Source organism: Billgrantia sulfidoxydans (assembly GCF_017868775.1).
GTDB lineage: Bacteria > Pseudomonadota > Gammaproteobacteria > Pseudomonadales > Halomonadaceae > Halomonas > Halomonas sulfidoxydans.
In genome coordinates this window covers 2,400,816-2,416,816 of sequence record NZ_CP053381.1, presented here as the reverse complement: position 1 = coordinate 2,416,816, position 16,001 = coordinate 2,400,816, and the positions used below count along the sequence as shown (strand labels likewise).

General features: G+C 67.0%; 18 protein-coding genes and 1 tRNA gene. 13 read left to right on the top strand and 6 right to left on the bottom strand.

The annotated features are described in order from the left end of the window. Positions 1-26: 26 nt before the first annotated feature. Positions 27-743 carry a transcriptional regulator NanR gene (gene nanR / locus HNO51_RS11255; protein WP_209537443.1) on the top strand — a complete coding sequence of 239 codons (717 nt, stop codon included), beginning with the start codon at positions 27-29 and terminating at the stop codon, positions 741-743. Between the two features lie 25 nt (positions 744-768). Here the strand turns inward: nanR and HNO51_RS11250 are convergent, their stop codons facing one another. From HNO51_RS11250 to kduD, 4 genes are all read right to left on the bottom strand, one after another. Further along, the gene (locus tag HNO51_RS11250) at positions 769-2,409 is read right to left on the bottom strand and encodes a UxaA family hydrolase (protein WP_197447449.1); all 1,641 of its coding nucleotides are present in this window, start codon (positions 2,407-2,409) and stop codon (positions 769-771) included. A gap of 22 nt (positions 2,410-2,431) precedes the next feature. Continuing rightward, positions 2,432-3,292, bottom strand: coding sequence for an ureidoglycolate lyase (locus HNO51_RS11245; RefSeq protein ID WP_197447448.1), 861 nt, complete (start codon positions 3,290-3,292; stop codon positions 2,432-2,434). 43 nt (positions 3,293-3,335) lie between these two features. Further along, positions 3,336-4,085 (bottom strand): SDR family oxidoreductase, encoded by a 750-nt coding sequence (locus HNO51_RS11240; RefSeq protein WP_197447447.1) that lies wholly within the window; start codon positions 4,083-4,085, stop codon positions 3,336-3,338. A 158-nt stretch (positions 4,086-4,243) separates the two neighbouring features. Continuing rightward, positions 4,244-4,996, bottom strand: coding sequence for a 2-dehydro-3-deoxy-D-gluconate 5-dehydrogenase KduD (gene kduD, locus HNO51_RS11235; RefSeq protein ID WP_209537442.1), 753 nt, complete (start codon positions 4,994-4,996; stop codon positions 4,244-4,246). A gap of 287 nt (positions 4,997-5,283) precedes the next feature. On the opposite strand from kduD, the gene HNO51_RS11230 reads away from it, so the two are divergent. Beyond that, positions 5,284-5,360: transfer RNA gene (locus HNO51_RS11230), tRNA-Pro, on the top strand. Between the two features lie 95 nt (positions 5,361-5,455). Here the strand turns inward: HNO51_RS11230 and HNO51_RS11225 are convergent. Then, entirely contained in the window at positions 5,456-5,818 is a 363-nt protein-coding gene (locus HNO51_RS11225; RefSeq protein ID WP_197447445.1) for a hypothetical protein, read from the bottom strand. A gap of 189 nt (positions 5,819-6,007) precedes the next feature. Between HNO51_RS11225 and HNO51_RS11220 the strand changes: the two genes are divergently transcribed. The 5 genes from HNO51_RS11220 (at position 6,008) to HNO51_RS11200 (ending at position 10,676) form a co-directional block, all read left to right on the top strand. Next, the gene (locus tag HNO51_RS11220) at positions 6,008-6,181 is read left to right on the top strand and encodes a DUF2970 domain-containing protein (RefSeq protein ID WP_197447444.1); all 174 of its coding nucleotides are present in this window, start codon (positions 6,008-6,010) and stop codon (positions 6,179-6,181) included. 178 nt (positions 6,182-6,359) lie between these two features. Further along, positions 6,360-7,478, top strand: a complete 1,119-nt coding sequence (coxB, locus tag HNO51_RS11215) for a cytochrome c oxidase subunit II (RefSeq protein WP_197447443.1) — start codon at positions 6,360-6,362, stop codon at positions 7,476-7,478. A gap of 75 nt (positions 7,479-7,553) precedes the next feature. Beyond that, positions 7,554-9,191: a cytochrome c oxidase subunit I gene (gene ctaD / locus HNO51_RS11210; protein WP_209537441.1), complete on the top strand. Its 1,638-nt coding sequence runs from the start codon at positions 7,554-7,556 to the stop codon at positions 9,189-9,191. A 37-nt stretch (positions 9,192-9,228) separates the two neighbouring features. Then, positions 9,229-9,822, top strand: coding sequence for a cytochrome c oxidase assembly protein (locus tag HNO51_RS11205; RefSeq protein ID WP_197447441.1), 594 nt, complete (start codon positions 9,229-9,231; stop codon positions 9,820-9,822). Further along, complete coding sequence (locus HNO51_RS11200) at positions 9,819-10,676, top strand: cytochrome c oxidase subunit 3 (protein ID WP_197447440.1); 858 nt, start codon at positions 9,819-9,821, stop codon at positions 10,674-10,676. Before HNO51_RS11205 ends, HNO51_RS11200 begins: the two co-directional genes overlap by 4 nt. Positions 10,677-10,692: 16 nt before the next feature. Here the strand turns inward: HNO51_RS11200 and HNO51_RS11195 are convergent, their stop codons facing one another. Further along, positions 10,693-10,890, bottom strand: a complete 198-nt coding sequence (locus tag HNO51_RS11195) for a DUF2909 family protein (RefSeq protein ID WP_197447439.1) — start codon at positions 10,888-10,890, stop codon at positions 10,693-10,695. On the opposite strand from HNO51_RS11195, the gene HNO51_RS11190 reads away from it, so the two are divergent. From HNO51_RS11190 to HNO51_RS11165, 6 genes are all read left to right on the top strand, one after another. Then, positions 10,889-11,644 carry an SURF1 family protein gene (locus tag HNO51_RS11190; RefSeq protein WP_209537440.1) on the top strand — a complete coding sequence of 252 codons (756 nt, stop codon included), beginning with the start codon at positions 10,889-10,891 and terminating at the stop codon, positions 11,642-11,644. The genes HNO51_RS11195 and HNO51_RS11190 overlap by 2 nt on opposite strands. Before the next feature lie 12 nt (positions 11,645-11,656). Continuing rightward, positions 11,657-12,205 carry a hypothetical protein gene (locus HNO51_RS11185; protein ID WP_234283485.1) on the top strand — a complete coding sequence of 183 codons (549 nt, stop codon included), beginning with the start codon at positions 11,657-11,659 and terminating at the stop codon, positions 12,203-12,205. Between the two features lie 75 nt (positions 12,206-12,280). Next, entirely contained in the window at positions 12,281-13,357 is a 1,077-nt protein-coding gene (locus HNO51_RS11180; RefSeq protein ID WP_242597098.1) for a COX15/CtaA family protein, read from the top strand. 7 nt (positions 13,358-13,364) lie between these two features. Beyond that, positions 13,365-14,288 carry a heme o synthase gene (gene cyoE / locus HNO51_RS11175; protein ID WP_197451009.1) on the top strand — a complete coding sequence of 308 codons (924 nt, stop codon included), beginning with the start codon at positions 13,365-13,367 and terminating at the stop codon, positions 14,286-14,288. A gap of 176 nt (positions 14,289-14,464) precedes the next feature. Beyond that, entirely contained in the window at positions 14,465-14,932 is a 468-nt protein-coding gene (locus tag HNO51_RS11170; RefSeq protein WP_197447437.1) for a DUF2489 domain-containing protein, read from the top strand. 248 nt (positions 14,933-15,180) lie between these two features. After that, positions 15,181-15,876 carry a YiaD family glycine zipper/OmpA-like lipoprotein gene (locus tag HNO51_RS11165; RefSeq protein ID WP_197447436.1) on the top strand — a complete coding sequence of 232 codons (696 nt, stop codon included), beginning with the start codon at positions 15,181-15,183 and terminating at the stop codon, positions 15,874-15,876. Positions 15,877-16,001: the final 125 nt, after the last annotated feature.

Genomic DNA, 16,001 nt, shown 5'->3' with positions numbered 1-16,001 from the left:
GATTGGCTGGCCAGGAGTTGCATTGCATGAGTCGATACAAGGTGGAGCGCAAGACGCTGTCCGAGCAGGTGGCCGAGCAGCTCGAGGCGGAGATCCTCGAAGGCCGGCTGAAGGAGAACGACCAGCTACCCTCGGAGCGCGAGCTGATGGAGCAGTTCGGCGTCGGCCGGCCCGCGGTACGCGAGGCGCTCTTCCATCTGCAGCAGCTGGGGCTGATCGCGATCAACAGCGGTACCCGCGCGCGGGTGATCCGGCCCACCGCCGAGGCGGTCATGGCGCGGCTTTCGGGGGTCACCCGCCAGCTGCTCTCCAAGCCCGATGGCCAGCAGTACTTCCAGGAGGCGCGGGCGATGTTCGAGATCTCGCTGGCGCGCTACGCCGCCCGCCATGCCGGCGCGGAGGACCTCCAGCGCCTGCGCGACGCCCTGGCCGACAACCGCGCCGCCATCGGCGACGAGGCGCGCTTCAAGCGCTCCGACAACGACTTCCACGGCGTACTGGCGAGCATCGGCAAGAACCCCATCTTCGATGCCATTCACGTGGCGCTCTCCGAGTGGCTCGACGATCGCCGCGCCCAGGTGCTGCAGCAGAAGGACGAGGACAAGGCGGCGCTGGCGGCCCACGAGGAGATCGTCGCGGCCATCGAGTCGGGCGATCCCGACGCCGCCGAGGCGGCGATGCGCCGCCACCTCGACCGGCATTATGGGACCTATATGAAGCTCAAGAAACGTCTATCCGAGTGATGATCTGCTGCGCGTCGGCTGGGGGTTATAAAGAGACGCCGCGCTTCCAGGGAATAAAATCATACTGCGCCAGGCCTACTGCCTTGGGCATGTAGCGCCCCGAGGCGGTGTCGATGCAGAGCCGCAGGAGGGCGTCGGCCAACTCCCCGATGCTCGCTTCGCCGCGGATGATCGACCCGGCATCGAAGTCGATGACGTCGGCCATGCGGGCTGCCAGTTCGCTGTTGCTGGCGATCTTCAGCACCGGGGCGACCGGGTTGCCGGTGGGCGTGCCGAGCCCCGTGGTGAACAGGATCAGGTTGGCCCCGGAACCGGCCAGCGCGGTGGTCGATTCGACGTCGTTGCCCGGGGTGCAGAGCAGGTTGAGACCGGCTCGCGTCTGCGGTTCGGTGTAGTCGAGCACGTCCACCACCGGGCTGTCGCCGCCTTTCTTGGCCGCGCCGGCGGATTTCATGGCGTCGGTGATCAGGCCGTCGCGGATGTTGCCGGGAGAGGGGTTCATCGAGAAATCGGCGCCGACCCGGGCGGCGTGGCGCTGGTAGGCTTCCATCAGTGCCTGGAAGCGTTCGGCCACGCCGTCGTCGCGGCAGCGCGCCATCAGCTCGTGCTCGACGCCGCACAGCTCGGGGAATTCGCTGAGAATGCCGCTGCCGCCCAGCGCTACCAGGCGGTCGACCACTGCGCCCACCAGCGGGTTGGCCGAGAGTCCCGAGAAGCCGTCGGAGCCACCGCACTCCACCCCCAGCGTGAGCGCCGAGAGCGGGGCGGGCGCACGCGTTACGCCGTTGGCCATGGCCAGACCGTCGAAGATGGTGGTCAGGGCGTCGCGGATCAGGGCTTCCTCGCTCGCACTCGCCTGCTGTTCCAGGTAGTGGACGGGGCGCAGCCCGCGCGGGTCGCGCTCGGCGACGGCGGCCCTGAGCATCTCGATCTGTGCCTTCTGGCAGCCCAGGCTGAGCACCGTGGCACCAGCCACGTTGGGGTGGCAGATGTAGCCCGCCAGCAGCTGGCACAGCGCCTGGGCGTCATCGTCGGTGCCGCCGCAGCCGAGGGTGTGGGTAAGGAAGCGGACCCCGTCGACGTTGGGAAACGGCCGCTCGCGGGCGGGCGCGGCCTGCTCGCCGGCGCGCTCGCCGTGCAGCAGTGCGCGGGCCATGCGCTTGTAGTCGCGATAGGGGTCTTCGCCCAGCGCATCGGCGACGCACTGGCGCAGCACCTCGATGTTGCGGTTCTCGCAGAACACCAGCGGCACCACCAGCCAGACGTTGGCCGTGCCGACCTTGCCGTCGGGGCGGTGGTAGCCCTCGAAGGTGATGCCGGCAAAGGCCGACACGTCGGGGGCATGCCATTCGCCGCGCCTGGCCTGCGGCACGCTGGTGGCGGTGCTGTGCTCGGTGTTGTCGACGCTGATGGCGGTGCCGGCCGGGATGGGGCGCGTGGCCCGCCCCACCGTGACGCCGTACATGATCACGGCATCGCCGGCGTCGAGGTCGGTGAGGCTGAACTTGTGCTTGTGGCGCACCGGCTCCGCCAACCGCAACTGCCGACCCTCATCGTCGACCAGGGTGCCGGGCGCCAGGTCCTTGAGCGCCACGCGCACGTTGTCGGCGGCATGAACGCGCAGGCTGTCCAGTGAGCCGTTGCTGCTGGCAATGGTGTCGCTCATCTCTGGGCTCCGGGGGCAGGGCTCATGCCGGGGTGATGTCCGACTCGGCGATCACTCGTTGGGTCTGGGTGCCGAGCCCCTCGACGCCGAGGCGCATCTGCTGACCGGGCTGCAGGTAGACCGGCGGCTTCTGGCCCATGCCCACGCCCGGCGGGGTGCCGGTGGAGATGACGTCGCCCGGCTGCAGGCTCATGAAGCGGCTCAGGTAGCTGATCAGGTACGGAATGCGATAGACCATGGTGCGGGTGGAGCCGTCCTGGTAGCGCCGGCCGTCCACCTCCAGCCACATCGCCAGCTCGTGGGGGTCGGCCACTTCGTCCGGGGTGACCAACCACGGGCCGAGCGGGCCGAAGGTGTCGCAGCCCTTGCCCTTGTCCCAGGTGCCGCTGCGCTCGAGCTGGAACTCGCGCTCGGAGACGTCGTTGACCACGCAGTAGCCGGCCACGTGCTCCATGGCATCGGCCTCGTCGACGTAGCGCGCCTGCTTGCCGATGACCACGCCGAGCTCGACCTCCCAGTCCGTCTTCTGCGAACCGCGGGGGATGATGACGTCGTCGTTGGGGCCGCAGATGGCGCTGGTCCACTTGGCGAAGACCACCGGCTCGGGGGGAACCTCGGCGCCGGTCTCGGCGGCGTGGTCGGAGTAGTTGAGGCCGATGCAGATGAACTTGCCCACGCGACCCACGCAGGGGCCGAGCCGGGTGTCGGCGGCAACTTCCGGCAGGCGCGCGGGATCGATCGCGGCCAGCTCCGCCAGGCTGCTGCGCCCGAGGCGGTGGCCGTGGAGGTCGTCGATATGGGCCGAGAGGTCGCGGATCACGCCATCGGCGTCGAGCAGGCCGGGTTTTTCGTGGCCCCTGGGGCCGAAGCGCAGCAGTTTCATGTCGTCTCCTCTCTATGAAGTTCAGCCCGAGTGCGGCTCGGATTCAGATCAGCCAGCCGCCGTCGATGATCTGGGCGGTGCCGGTGGTATAGGCAGACTCGTCCGCGGCGAGATAGGTGGCCAGGGCGGCGATCTCCTGCGCCGTGCCGAGCCGCCCGAGCGGCTGGCGGGCGAGGAATTCCGCCTGTACGTCGGCCTCGGGTCGACCCTGCCGGCTGGCCTGGTCGCGGATACGCTGGCGCAGCGAAGGGGAGTCCACGGTGCCGGGGCAGATGGCGTTGCAGCGGATACCCTGGTCGATGTAATCGGCGGCGATCGATTTCGTCAAGCCGATCACCGCGGCCTTGGTGGTGCCATAGGCGCAGCGGTTGGGCACGCCCTTGAGGCTCGAGGCCACCGAGGCCATGTTGATGATGCTGCCGCCGCCGTTGCCGATCATGGCCGGCAGCAGGGCGCGGGTCAGGCGCATCATGGCGGTGACGTTGAGCGCCAGAGACAGCTCCCAGTCGCTGTCGCTGCCGTCGAGCAGCGAGCCGTTGGCGACGAAGCCGGCGCAGTTGAACAGCACGTCCACTGGAGGCAGTTCACCGGCAAGGGAGTCGATGGCGGACGCATCCAGCACGTCCAGGCGGCGGGGTTCGATACCGTCGATGCCCGCCAGGTCGGTGAGCTTGCCGGCATCGATGTCGGTGGCGATGACGCGGGCCCCCTCGGCGGCGAAGCGCTCGGCCGTCGCCCGCCCGATCCCTTGCCCGGCAGCGGTGATCAGCGCCGTCTTGCCGCGCAGTCGCATAGCGGTTCCTCGTGGTCGTTGACCGCCGTCTCGCTGTCGTTGCGTTGACGGCATGGGGCCAGCATCGAGGCATGTGGTATGACAGGATACTAGCCTGACGTTCATCCCGATTATGGCCCAGCCCCGGCGAAATGCAACTTGGCGCCGAGGCGCAGCGATCAGCGGGCGAGCCAGCCGCCATCGACCGCAAGGGCATGCCCGTTGACGTAGCCGGCGGCATCGGAGCAGAGGAAGATCACGGCCCCGGCGAGATCGTCCGGGGTGCCCCAGCGGCCGGCGGGAATGCGGCCGAGGATCTCGGCGCTGCGTTCCTCGTCCTCACGCAGCGCCTGGGTGTTGTCGGTGGCCATGTAGCCCGGGGCGATGGCGTTGACGGTGATGCCGTGGGTGGCCCACTCGTTGGCCAGCAGGCGGGTCAGCCCGAGTAGGCCGCTCTTGCTGGCGGTGTAGGAGGGCACGCGGATGCCGCCCTGGAAGGAGAGCACCGAGGCGACGTTGACGATACGCCCCGGCGCCTTGCGCTCGACCAGGCGGCGGGCGACCTGCTGGCTGAGGAAGAAGGCGGCCTTGAGGTTGACGTTCATCACCTCGTCCCAGTCCGCTTCGGTGAACGCCAGGGCCGGGGCGCGCCGGATCGTGCCCGCATTGTTGACGAGAATGTCGACGCGGCCCAGGTCGGCGATGGCCCGGTCGACGATCTCCTCCGCCGGGTCGTGGCCCAGCCGGGCCTCGAGATTGACGTAGCGGCGCCCGAGGGATGCGATGCGCTCGCGGGTCTCCTCGGCGGCGCGGCGATTGACGCCGACGATGTCGGCGCCGGCCTCGGCCAGGGCCACGGCGATGCCCTGGCCGAGGCCCTTGTTGCAGCCGGTGACCATGGCGACCCGTCCTTCCAGTGAAAAGCGTGTCATGCGGCTCCTCCCTCTGCGTAGTGATGGGTGCAGGGGAGAAGATAGCGCCGATCCCGCCCGAGGGGCGAGGCCGTCGACGGCCGGCTCCCTCCCCGGCGGCGGCGGCGAGCGCCGCCGGCCGGCCCGGTGTCCAGCCAACCAACTGAAAGGAAAGTACAAAAGGGACTTTCCATTTGCCCCTGAACGCGCTAGTATACGCCTCGTTCTCGGGGCGCCGGCAGGGCCGGTCAGCGCGGGAATGATCGAATATCGCCAGGCCGCCTGGCGGCGATTCGGTCAGCAAATGTCGGAGCGTGGCGCAGCTTGGTAGCGCGCTGCAATGGGGTTGCAGAGGTCGCAGGTTCGAATCCTGTCGCTCCGACCACTCGATTCGAGAAAAACCGCCACTGACGGATCATTCCGGGTGGCGGTTTTTCGTTTCGGCCAGCCTGTTGTCATGTGCCATACGGGCTGGCCCGCTCAGATCTCTTCCCAGATACGACGCCGGAATTCCTGGGGAAGAATCGCTACCTGCTTGAGCCGCTCCATATGATGGTCGGCAACCTCGCGGGCGATTTCCTTATAGCACTCCTGCATCTTTTCCGGATCGGCGCCGTGGGTCTCGTAGCAATGGTTGAGTTGCTCGCCGGCAGCCGAAAGGGCGGCAAAAAAGCGCGCCTCCTGCTGCAGCATCTCGCAAGTGCACTCCATCCAGGCAAGCTGGAAGCGTGTCACCGGGGCAAAGCCCTGCATGCACTGTTGCGACCACCATTCGATCATGGGTTGTGAAGCGCCGAACGCAGGGGTATGACTGTGAGGGTGGGAAGGGGTCGTGCTGGCCATGGGGTGAAAGCTCCAATCGAAGGGTAACCGGGGGTGTGCGATAGTGGTTTTGAGTGTAGTCCACGGCCGGCACGGTCTACAGGTTTTTTGCTGCGCTGCGTCATGAAATTTTCATCTTTCGAGGGCTTGTCTGTTTGCCCTCCATTCATGGCATGCTGCAACAAGGCGAGCGGCAGAGGGAGCTTGGTCATGTGGGAAGTCGTCAAATCCGTCCTGGCCGCCTTTCTTGGCGTACAGCGTGAGCAGCAGCGGCTGAAGGACTTCGAAAAGGGCAACCCGATCGCCTTCATCGTCACCGGCATCGTGCTGGGGGCCGTGCTGGTGGGGTTGATTGCCCTGGTGGCCACGCTTGCCGCAGGCTGACGACGCCGGCGTTGCGTTGATTGGCGCGTTAGCCAGAAGGCTTAGGCCAAGGCAGTGACTTTCGAGATGAGATCTCTATACTCGATGAAGAAGCGGCTAATGTTCTCAGGAGGAGAACCCCCGTTCCCTGACCTTCGGGGTTGCCGTTCCGACACAACTACAACTTCGGGAGGCGTCGATGCGCACTCTGCTCGTCTGGTTGGCAGGGGGCTTGGCCCTTGTCGGCTCGAGCCAGGTGGCTCTGGCTAACGGCTGGAACATGCCCGTTGGGGTCTCGAGCCTCAGCGGCGAAATCTACGGCCTGCACATGACCATCTTCTGGATCTGCGTGGTCATTGGCGTGGTCGTGTTCGGGGTGATGTTCTATTCCCTGTTCAAGTTTCGCCACTCCAGGGGGGCCAAGGCCGCCAACTTCCACGAGAACACCACCGTCGAGGTCATCTGGACCATCGTGCCGCTGTTGATCCTGATCGGCATGGCGGTGCCCGCCACGGCGACGCTGCAGAAGATCTACGACCCCTCCGAAGCCGAGCTGGACGTGATGGTCACCGGCCAGCAGTGGCGCTGGCGCTACGAGTATCTCGGCGAGGACGTCTCCTTCAATTCCAACCTGGCCACCCCCAGGGCGCAGATTCGCGGCGAGGAGCAGCGCGGCGAGCACTACCTGCTCGAAGTCGACGAGCCGCTCGTGCTGCCGATCAACCGCAAGGTCCGTTTCCTCTTTACCTCCGACGACGTCATGCATGCCTGGTGGGTGCCCGAACTCGCCGTCAAGCAGGATGCCATCCCCGGCTTCGTCAACGAGAACTGGGTGGAGATCCAGGAGCCCGGTATCTACCGCGGGCAGTGTGCCGAGCTGTGTGGCGTCGACCACGGCTTCATGCCGGTCGTCGTCCAGGCGGTCGAGGAGGAGGAGTTCGACACCTGGCTGGCCGAGCGCAAGGAGGCCGCGGCCGAGGAAGCCATGGGCATCGACCGCGAGTGGGAGATGGACGAATTGATGGAGCGCGGCGAGGGCATCTACGGCAGCATCTGCGCCTCCTGCCACCAGCCCGAGGGTCAGGGGTCACCGCCCGCCTTCCCGGCCCTGGCCGGCAACGAGCAGCTCATCTCGGACAAGGACTGGCACATCACCACCGTGATGAACGGCGTGTCCGGCTCCGCCATGCCGGCGTTCCGCAACACGCTCAACCCTGTCGAACTGGCCTCGGTGCTCACCTTCACGCGCAACGCCTGGGGCAACGATACCGGTGAAGTGGTTCAGCCCGCGGAGATCGCCGAACGGCTGGAGGAGTGACGGCAGGCACGGCGTTGGCGCCGTGCCACCCCGACTTGCCGCGCTATAACAAGACAATGTTCATGGAGTAGTCCGATGGCCCCGAAGGTACCTCCTCAACCGACGCTAGAGCAGAGCAGCACCGCCGCGGAAGCCGGGCATGGACATGCCCACCATGCCCCGCCGAAGGGCATCCTGCGCTGGTTGCTGACCACCAACCACAAGGAGATCGGTACGCTCTACCTGATCTTCTCGCTGACGATGTTCTTCATCGGCGGCATCTTCGCGCTGGTGGTGCGACTCGAGCTGTTCCAACCCGGCCTGCAGTTCGTCAGGCCCGAGTTCTTCAACCAGATGACCACCATGCACGGCCTGGTCATGGTCTTCGCGGCGGTCATGCCGGCCTTCACCGGGTTGGCCAACTGGATGATCCCGCTGCAGATCGGTGCGCCCGACATGGCCCTGCCGCGACTCAACAACTTCAGCTTCTGGCTGCTGCCGGTGGCCTTCTGCCTGCTGCTTTCGACGCTGCTGATGCCGGGCGGCGGGCCGAACTTCGGCTGGACCTTCTACGCGCCGCTGTCGACCACCTACGCACCGCCGTCGACGACCTTCTTCATTCTCTCCCTGCACATCGCGGGCATCAGCTCGATCCTGGGCGCGATCAACATCATCGCCACCATCCTCAACATGCGCGCCCCCGGCATGCGCCTGATGGACATGCCGCTGTTCGTCTGGACCTGGCTGATCACGGCGTTCCTGCTGATCGCGGTGATGCCGGTGCTGGCCGGTGTGATCACCATGATGCTGATGGACATCAACTTCGGCACCAGCTTCTTCAATGCCGCGGGCGGTGGCGACCCGGTGCTGTTCCAGCACCTGTTCTGGTTCTTCGGCCATCCCGAGGTCTACATCATGATCCTGCCGGCGTTCGGCATCGTCTCGGCGATCATCCCGACCTTCTCGCGCAAGCGCCTGTTCGGCTATGCCTCGATGGTGTACGCCGTCGCGGCGATCGCCATCCTCTCGTTCGTGGTGTGGGGCCACCACATGTTCGCCGTGGGGATGCCGCTGGTCGGCCAGCTGTTCTTCATGTACGCGACCATGCTGATCGCGGTGCCCACCGGGGTGAAGGTGTTCAACTGGGTGGCGACCATGTTCCGCGGTTCGATCAGCTTCGAGCCGCCGATGCTGTTCGCCCTGGCGTTCGTCGTGCAGTTCACCATCGGCGGCTTCTCGGGGCTGATGCTGGCCATTGCACCGGCCGATTTCCAGTACCACGACACCTACTTCGTGGTGGCGCACTTCCACTACGTGCTGGTGCCGGGCGCGATCTTCGCGATCCTGGCCGGGGCCTACTACTGGCTGCCGAAGTGGACCGGGCACTACCCCAATGAACGTCTGTCGCAGTGGCACTTCTGGCTCTCGGTGATCGGCGTCAACCTGACCTTCTTCCCCATGCACTTCTCGGGGCTGGCCGGGATGCCGCGGCGTATTCCCGACTACGCGCTGCAGTTCGCCGACTTCAACCTGGCGTCGTCGCTCGGGGCCTTCATCTTCGGCTTCTCCCAGCTGCTGTTCGTCGCCGTGATCGTGCTCTGCGTGCGCGGTGGCAGGAAGGCGCCGGCCCAGGCCTGGGGCGAGTACGCGACCGACCTCGAGTGGAGCGTGCCCAGCCCGGCACCGCTGCACACGTTCGAGACGCCGCCGACCTTCGAGCGCCCGGCCCACTGAGGCCGGCCGGTCGGCGCCGGGCGAGGAGGAGTGACGCATGAGCCGCAACGAGACTGAAGCGCGCCAGGCAGGGGTGCGGCGTACGGTGTGGCGCACCGTGGCGGCGCTGGTCGGCATGTTTGCCTTCGCCTTTGCGCTGGTGCCGATGTACGACGCCTTCTGCCGGCTGACGGGCATCAACGGCAAGGTGGATACCACTGCCCGGGCCATCGTCAACGAGGAGGTCGATGAATCGCGCATGGTGACCGTGCAGTTCATCACCCGCAACGGCACCGGGCTGCCCTGGCGCATGGAGGCGGAAACGCGCCAGGTGCGGCTCCACCCGGGGCAGACCTCCGAGGTCAACTTCATCTTCCGCAACCAGAGCGATGCCGAGAGCTGGGGGCGCGCGGTACCCAGCGTCTCGCCATCCAGCGCCACGCGTCACGTACGCAAGACGAGCTGCTTCTGCTTCGAGGAGCAGCAACTGCAGGCGGGCGAACGAATCGAGCTGCCGCTGGTGTTCCAGCTGGCGCGCGATCTTCCCCCCGAAGTTCATACCGTCACCCTGGTCTATACCCTCTATCCCGTCGAGGGCAAGCAGGAGCCGCTGCAGGTGGCCGTGCAGACCAAACAAGGAGAAGAGGCATGAGTGGCAGTTACTACGTACCCGCAACGAGCAAGTGGCCGGCGCTGGGTTCCCTGGCTCTCGGCGTGATGATGGTCGGCATCGGCATGCTGCTGGTCCATGGGCGTGGCACGGTGGTCGTGGCGATCGGCCTGGTCGGCGTGCTGGCGGTCATGGCGCTGTGGTTCCGCGATGTGGTGAACGAATCTCGCAGCGGCCTCTACGATGCCCAGATGGATCGCTCCTTCCGCTGGGGGATGGGCTGGTTCATCTTCTCCGAAGTGATGTTCTTCGCCGCTTTCTTCGGCGCGCTCTTCTACGTGCGGACCTTTGCCCTGCCGTGGCTGGGCGGCGAGGGCACCAAGGGCGCCACGGCGCTGCTGTGGCCGGAATTCACTGCGCACTGGCCGCTGCTCAGCCCGCCCGACTCCTCGGTGGCCGGGCCCGCCCAGGTCTTCAGCCCGTGGCAGCTGCCGCTGGTCAATACCCTGATCCTGGTGTCGTCGAGCATCACCCTGACCGTGGCTCATGAGGCGTTGAAGGAGGGCCACCGCAAGGTGTGCCGCAACTGGTTGGCCGGAACCGTGCTGCTGGGGCTGTGCTTCATCACCATCCAGGCCGTCGAGTACTACGAAGCCTATGCCCACTACGGCATCACCCTGCAGGCCGGCATCTACGGCGCGACCTTCTTCATCCTCACCGGTTTCCACGGGCTGCACGTCATCATCGGCACGATCATACTGATGGTCATGCTGGTGCGGATCATGCGGCGCCACTTCACCCCGGAGGAGCACTTCGGCTTCGAGGCGTCGAGCTGGTACTGGCACTTCGTCGACGTGGTCTGGGTGGGGCTGTTCATCTTCGTCTACGTCTTCTGATGGCGGCGGCCCGGGTTCATGCCTCGCCCAGGCCGCCGAAGAAGAAGCCGTAGAAGAGCAGGGCGATCAGCAGCGCCGCGAGGGTGACGCGAACCTTCAGCGAGATCAGCAGGCGGCGGGACTGGCTGTCGTCGCGCAGCAGGAAACCGACGCCGGCTGCCAGGCTGGCCAGCATGGCCAGGAACAGAACGGCGATCAGGGTCTTGAGAAACATGGGGCACTCCATCGAAGGTCAGGGAGCCAAGGCAGGCGGGAGGCCGACGCCGCGTCTGCCCGGGGGGCGGCTGGGCCTGTGGTACCTGCTCTGGTCGTTGTTGGTGACTGTGGGGCTGTGCCTCGGACTATGGCAGTGGGAACGGGCCGACGACAAGCGCCGCTACCTGGCCCGGCTCGACGCGGCGCCAACGCTGGAGTCACCCAGCGAGATGCCGCCGGAGGGCGCCCGCCTGACCCTGCGCGGCGAATACCTGGCCCAGGAGACCCTGTTTCTCGACAACCGCACCCACGAAGGGCAGCTCGGCGTGGCCGTGCTCACGCCGCTGCGCGACGAGGCGGGGCGCCTGTGGCTGGTGCAGCGCGGCTTCCTGCCCACGGGCCCGAGCCGCGAGACGCCGACCGCCGCGACTCCCGCGGGCGAGGTGCGCGTGCACGGGCGTTGGCAGGCCGCCGGGGACGGGCCGCCGCTGTTCGGACCGAACCGTGAAGGCCAGCGCCTGCAGCGCATCGACCTCGCAGAGTGGGACCTGCCGGGGGGCTTCGCTCACCCGGGTTGGCTGCATCTCGAGGAGGGGCCGGGGCGGCTGGCGCCTTGGTGGCAGCCCAGCGTGGTGCCGCCCGGGCGGCACGTCGGCTATGCGGTGCAGTGGTGGGGGCTGGCGCTGGCAGCGCTGGCGGTGATGCTCATCGGGGGGCACCGACTGGCCAGCGAACGGCGGGCCGGTCGCGATGCCCCGGGCAGCGACAACTAGCGGGAGATCTTCGTGCAGCACGCAATGAACGTACAACGCCAGCGCCTCAAGCTGTTCGCCCTGATCGCGGTCTTCGCCCTGCCGATGGTGACGGCCTGGGTCATGGTGCAGTGGCGCATCGGCATTCCCGAGCAGCGCACGGCGCACGGCGAGCTGGCGCCCGCCGTGCCGGTGCTGGCGGAGTGGCCGCTGGAGGAGCGCCATGCGACGCTGGACGGCGGCGACTGGATCCTGGCGTTCGACTGTAGCCGCGACTGCAGCGCCGAAGCGGACCGCTGGTGGCGCATGCACCGTGCGCTGGGGCGGGAAGCGCCGCGCGTCAGCCGGCTGCGGATCGGCGGGACGCCGGAGGCCCTGCCGGGTGAAACGGTGACCCAGTGGCGGGAGCGTCCCGAGTGGCAGGAGCCGGGCGACATCTGGCTGCTCGACCCCGAAGGGCGGGCGGTCCTGAGTTACGCGAAGGGGGTGTCGCAGCGCGACGTGTTCGACGATCTCGGCCACCTGTTGAAACGCAATCCGGACCGGCGTGCGGTGACCCAGCTGGACGGCGAGCGACACTGAGCGGCCCTCCCGCCTGGCGGCCAGAAAGCCCCTATGACAAGGTACCGGTACATGACAGGAACCAGGACGTCGGACATGCAGGATGCCCCCATCCCAATGATGCTCGAGGCCTCGCATTCGCGCCGCCTGCGCTGGCTGCTGAATCTCAGCCTGCTCGGCGTCGTCTTCACCACGGTCGTCGTGCTGATCGGCGCCTGGACGCGGCTGGTCGATGCGGGGCTCGGCTGTCCCGACTGGCCGGGATGCTACGGCGGCCTGGTGGTACCGGACGCCGAGCGCGCCATGGCCCATTCGCCGGATGCACCGCTGGAGGCGTTCAAGGCCTGGGTCGAGATGATCCATCGCTACCTGGCCTCGACGCTCGGCCTGCTGGTGATCGCGCTGCTGGCCCTGGGGGCCGGCCTGCGGCGCCGCGCCGGCTACCCGTGGGTCATCCATCTGGCGCTGCTCGCGGTGATCCTGCTGCAGGGTGCCTTCGGCGCCTTCACCGTGACGCTCAAGCTGTGGCCGCAGGTGGTGACGCTGCACCTGCTGGGTGGACTCACGGTGCTGCTGCTGTTCCTGTGGCTGCACCTGGGCCTGCGCCGGTTTGCCAAGGGGAATGCGCCAGGAGCGCCGAGGCGTCGCCTCACGCCGCTGTGGGGGGTGGCCATTGTGCTGCTGGTGCTGCAGCTGGCGCTGGGGGGCTGGGTCTCCAGCAACTATGCCGGCATCGCCTGCCAGGGGTTCCCGACCTGCAACGGCCAGTGGTGGCCGGCGATGGACTGGAGCGAAGGCTTCCACCTGACCCAGACGGTAGGGCCGAACTACCTGTATGGCCAGCTCCACGCCGATGCCCGCACCGCCATCCACCAGGGGCACCGCATCGGCGCGCTGCTGCTGGGGCTGGCGCTGCTGACGCTGGCGCTACGCCATTGGGCGAACGCGCGCATGCGACCCTGGCTGGCGGGCCTGGTCGTCGCCTATGTTGTGCAACTGGGGTTGGGCATTGCCAACGTTCTGCTGTGGTTGCCGCTGTGGTTGGCGCTGCTGCACACGGCCGGGGCCGTGGCACTGGTCATGCTGCTGACGATCACGGTATGGCGCTGGCGGGAGACGGCCATCGAGGCCGTGGGTTCGACACGACGAGACAAGGAGTGGGTGAATGGCTAACGCGCTGATGAAGCGGGCGGGTGTGAAGCGCGTATTGCTGGCCCAGTGGGAGGCGTCCGACTGGAGCTGGCAGGACCTGCTCACACTATGCAAGCCCAGGGTGGTGGTGGTGATGCTGGTGTGCGCGCTGGTGGGCATGGCGCTGGCGACACCGACGTTGCCGGCACTGGCCACGGTCGTGTATGGCCTGGCCGGTATCGGCATGGCCGCCGGCGGGGCCGCGGCGTTCAATCACGTGGTCGATCGCCGGCTCGATGCGATGATGCTGCGCACCTCGCAGCGCCCCCTGGCGAGCCGGCGCATGCCGACGGCCCTGGCGCTGGCCTGGGCGTCGCTGCTCTCGGTGGCCGGCATCAGCCTGCTGCTGTGGCAGGTCAATGCGCTGACGGCCTGGCTGACGCTGGGCTCGTTGATCGGCTACGCGCTCATCTATACGGCGTTCCTCAAGCGCGCGACGCCGCAGAACATCGTGATCGGCGGCGTGGCCGGTGCGGCGCCCCCCATGCTCGGCTGGACGGCAGTCACCGGGCACCTGGGGCCGGAGCCGCTGTTGCTGGTGCTGATCGTGTTCGCCTGGACGCCGCCGCACTTCTGGGCGCTGGCGATCCACAAGCGCGACGAGTACGCCCGGGCCGGGGTGCCGATGCTGCCGGTGACCCACGGCGAGGCGTTCACGCGGCTGCAGGTATGGCTCTACGGCTGGCTGACCGTGGCCGTGACGCTGCTGCCGTTCGCCATCGGCATGAGCGGTGCCGTCTACCTGGTCGGCGTCATGGCGCTGAACCTGCGCTTCATGTACTGGAACTGGAAGGTCTGGCGCGGCGCGGACCCCCAAGCCCCGCTGGCGGCCTTCTGGTTCTCGATCCGCTATATCCTGGGCGTGTTCGGCGTGCTGTTGCTGGATCACTACACCGGCTTCTGGGTCATGTAGCGGTCGCTTGCCGAAGCATGAAGAGGGCCCCGTCGGGCCCTCTTTGCGTTCAGGAGCTGTCGGCCCGACTCAAGCCAGCGCGACAATTCCTTACCATCGGAAGCGTGGTCGGGGCCTGTGTCCGCGTTCCGCTTGCGTTACAATTGCGCGGATCATTTCGTCAGCCGGGAGATTCGATGACGACGACAACGGCATGGATCCTGCTCGGCCTGGGCTTGGCCATCGTGGCCGGCCTGGCCGCCTATGCCTTCACCCTGTGGCAGGAGGTGAGGCGACGGCAGGTCTTTCACGAGGAGGAGCTTCGCCGCGCCCACGAGAACTGCCTGGCCAACCTCGAGATCGTCGCCTCGTCACTGCTACAGGAGCAGGTGGACGTCACCGAGGGGGCCTGGCGCTGCAAGCTGCTGCTCGACATCCTCGACCCCAGCCTGATCGAGAGGCCCGGTTTCCAGGCCTTCGGTGAGGTTTACGCCCGCACCCGGCACCTGCATACTCACTCCGCGCGCAAACAGCTTGCGCCGCGCGAGCGGATGCGTGAGGACCGCGAGCGCCTCGAGGTCGAGGCGGAGTGGCGTCAGCCGGTACTGGCGGCGGCGGAAGAGATCCTGAGGTTTCGCCGTGCCTGGCCGGACGGCCTGCATTGAAGCTATACAAACACTTTACACCAAGGTATGTTGGCGGCGTCCGGCGCACTTCACCAAGCTACTTATTGGCCATTGGACGGGTTTTTTCTGGCAAAATTCGCCACAATGGTCAACGAATGGAGTGTGGCGGCGCTTTGAGCAAGGCCAATAAAGGCCTACACTTGAAGCCGTTGGGTCAATGAGTGTCCTGACCTTCGGGGAGTTCGCTTCTGCATAGCCCCGAGATGAAATCAAGAAGGAGTCTTGCAATGAAAAAATCAACGACTGGCTTGCTGTTGGGTTCTGCACTGGTGATCGGCCTCTCCGGCTGTGCCACCGATTTCCAGCGCGGTGGTGACCGGGCGGGTGGCACGTCCACTGCCTCGAGCGGTAACGCCTGGTACCAGCAGCCCGTGGTCTGCGGTATCGCGGGTGGCTTGGTCGGCGGCAGCATCGGCTATGCGACCAGCGGTGAATCCGACGAGGAACAAGGCGCCGCGACCGGTGCGGTGGCCGGTGCCGCGATTGGCGGCCTGCTGTGTGCCGACCGCTCACCCGAGCCCGAGCCGGTGGCTGAGCCGATGCCCGAGCCCGAACCCGAGCCCGCGCCGGTAACCGAGTTCGAGCCCGTGACGCTGGATAGCGAAGTCACCTTCGCCTTCGACTCCGCCGAGATCCGCCCCGGTGCGCATCAGACCCTGGATCAGGTGGCTCGCACTCTGCGTGACAACCCCAACCTGCGCGTACGCATCGAAGGCCATACCGACCACATTGGTTCGGCCCAGTACAACCAGGACCTGTCCCAGCGTCGCGCCGATTCCGTTCGCGACTTCCTGGTGTCTCGCGGCATCGCCGAGAATCGCATGACGACTCGCGGCTTTGGCGAAGAGCAGCCGATCGCGACCAACGAGACCGACGAAGGTCGCGCTCAGAACCGTCGCGTCGAGATCCTGAACTGGGATTGATCGCGGCTTCCACCGGGCCCAGCGCCCGGTGAACGGCGCAAACGCAACAGGGGCACCTCCGGGTGCCCCTGTTGCGTTTGCGCCGGCGGGTCGACATGTGCCATGGCGCAGTCGGGCCCGATTCT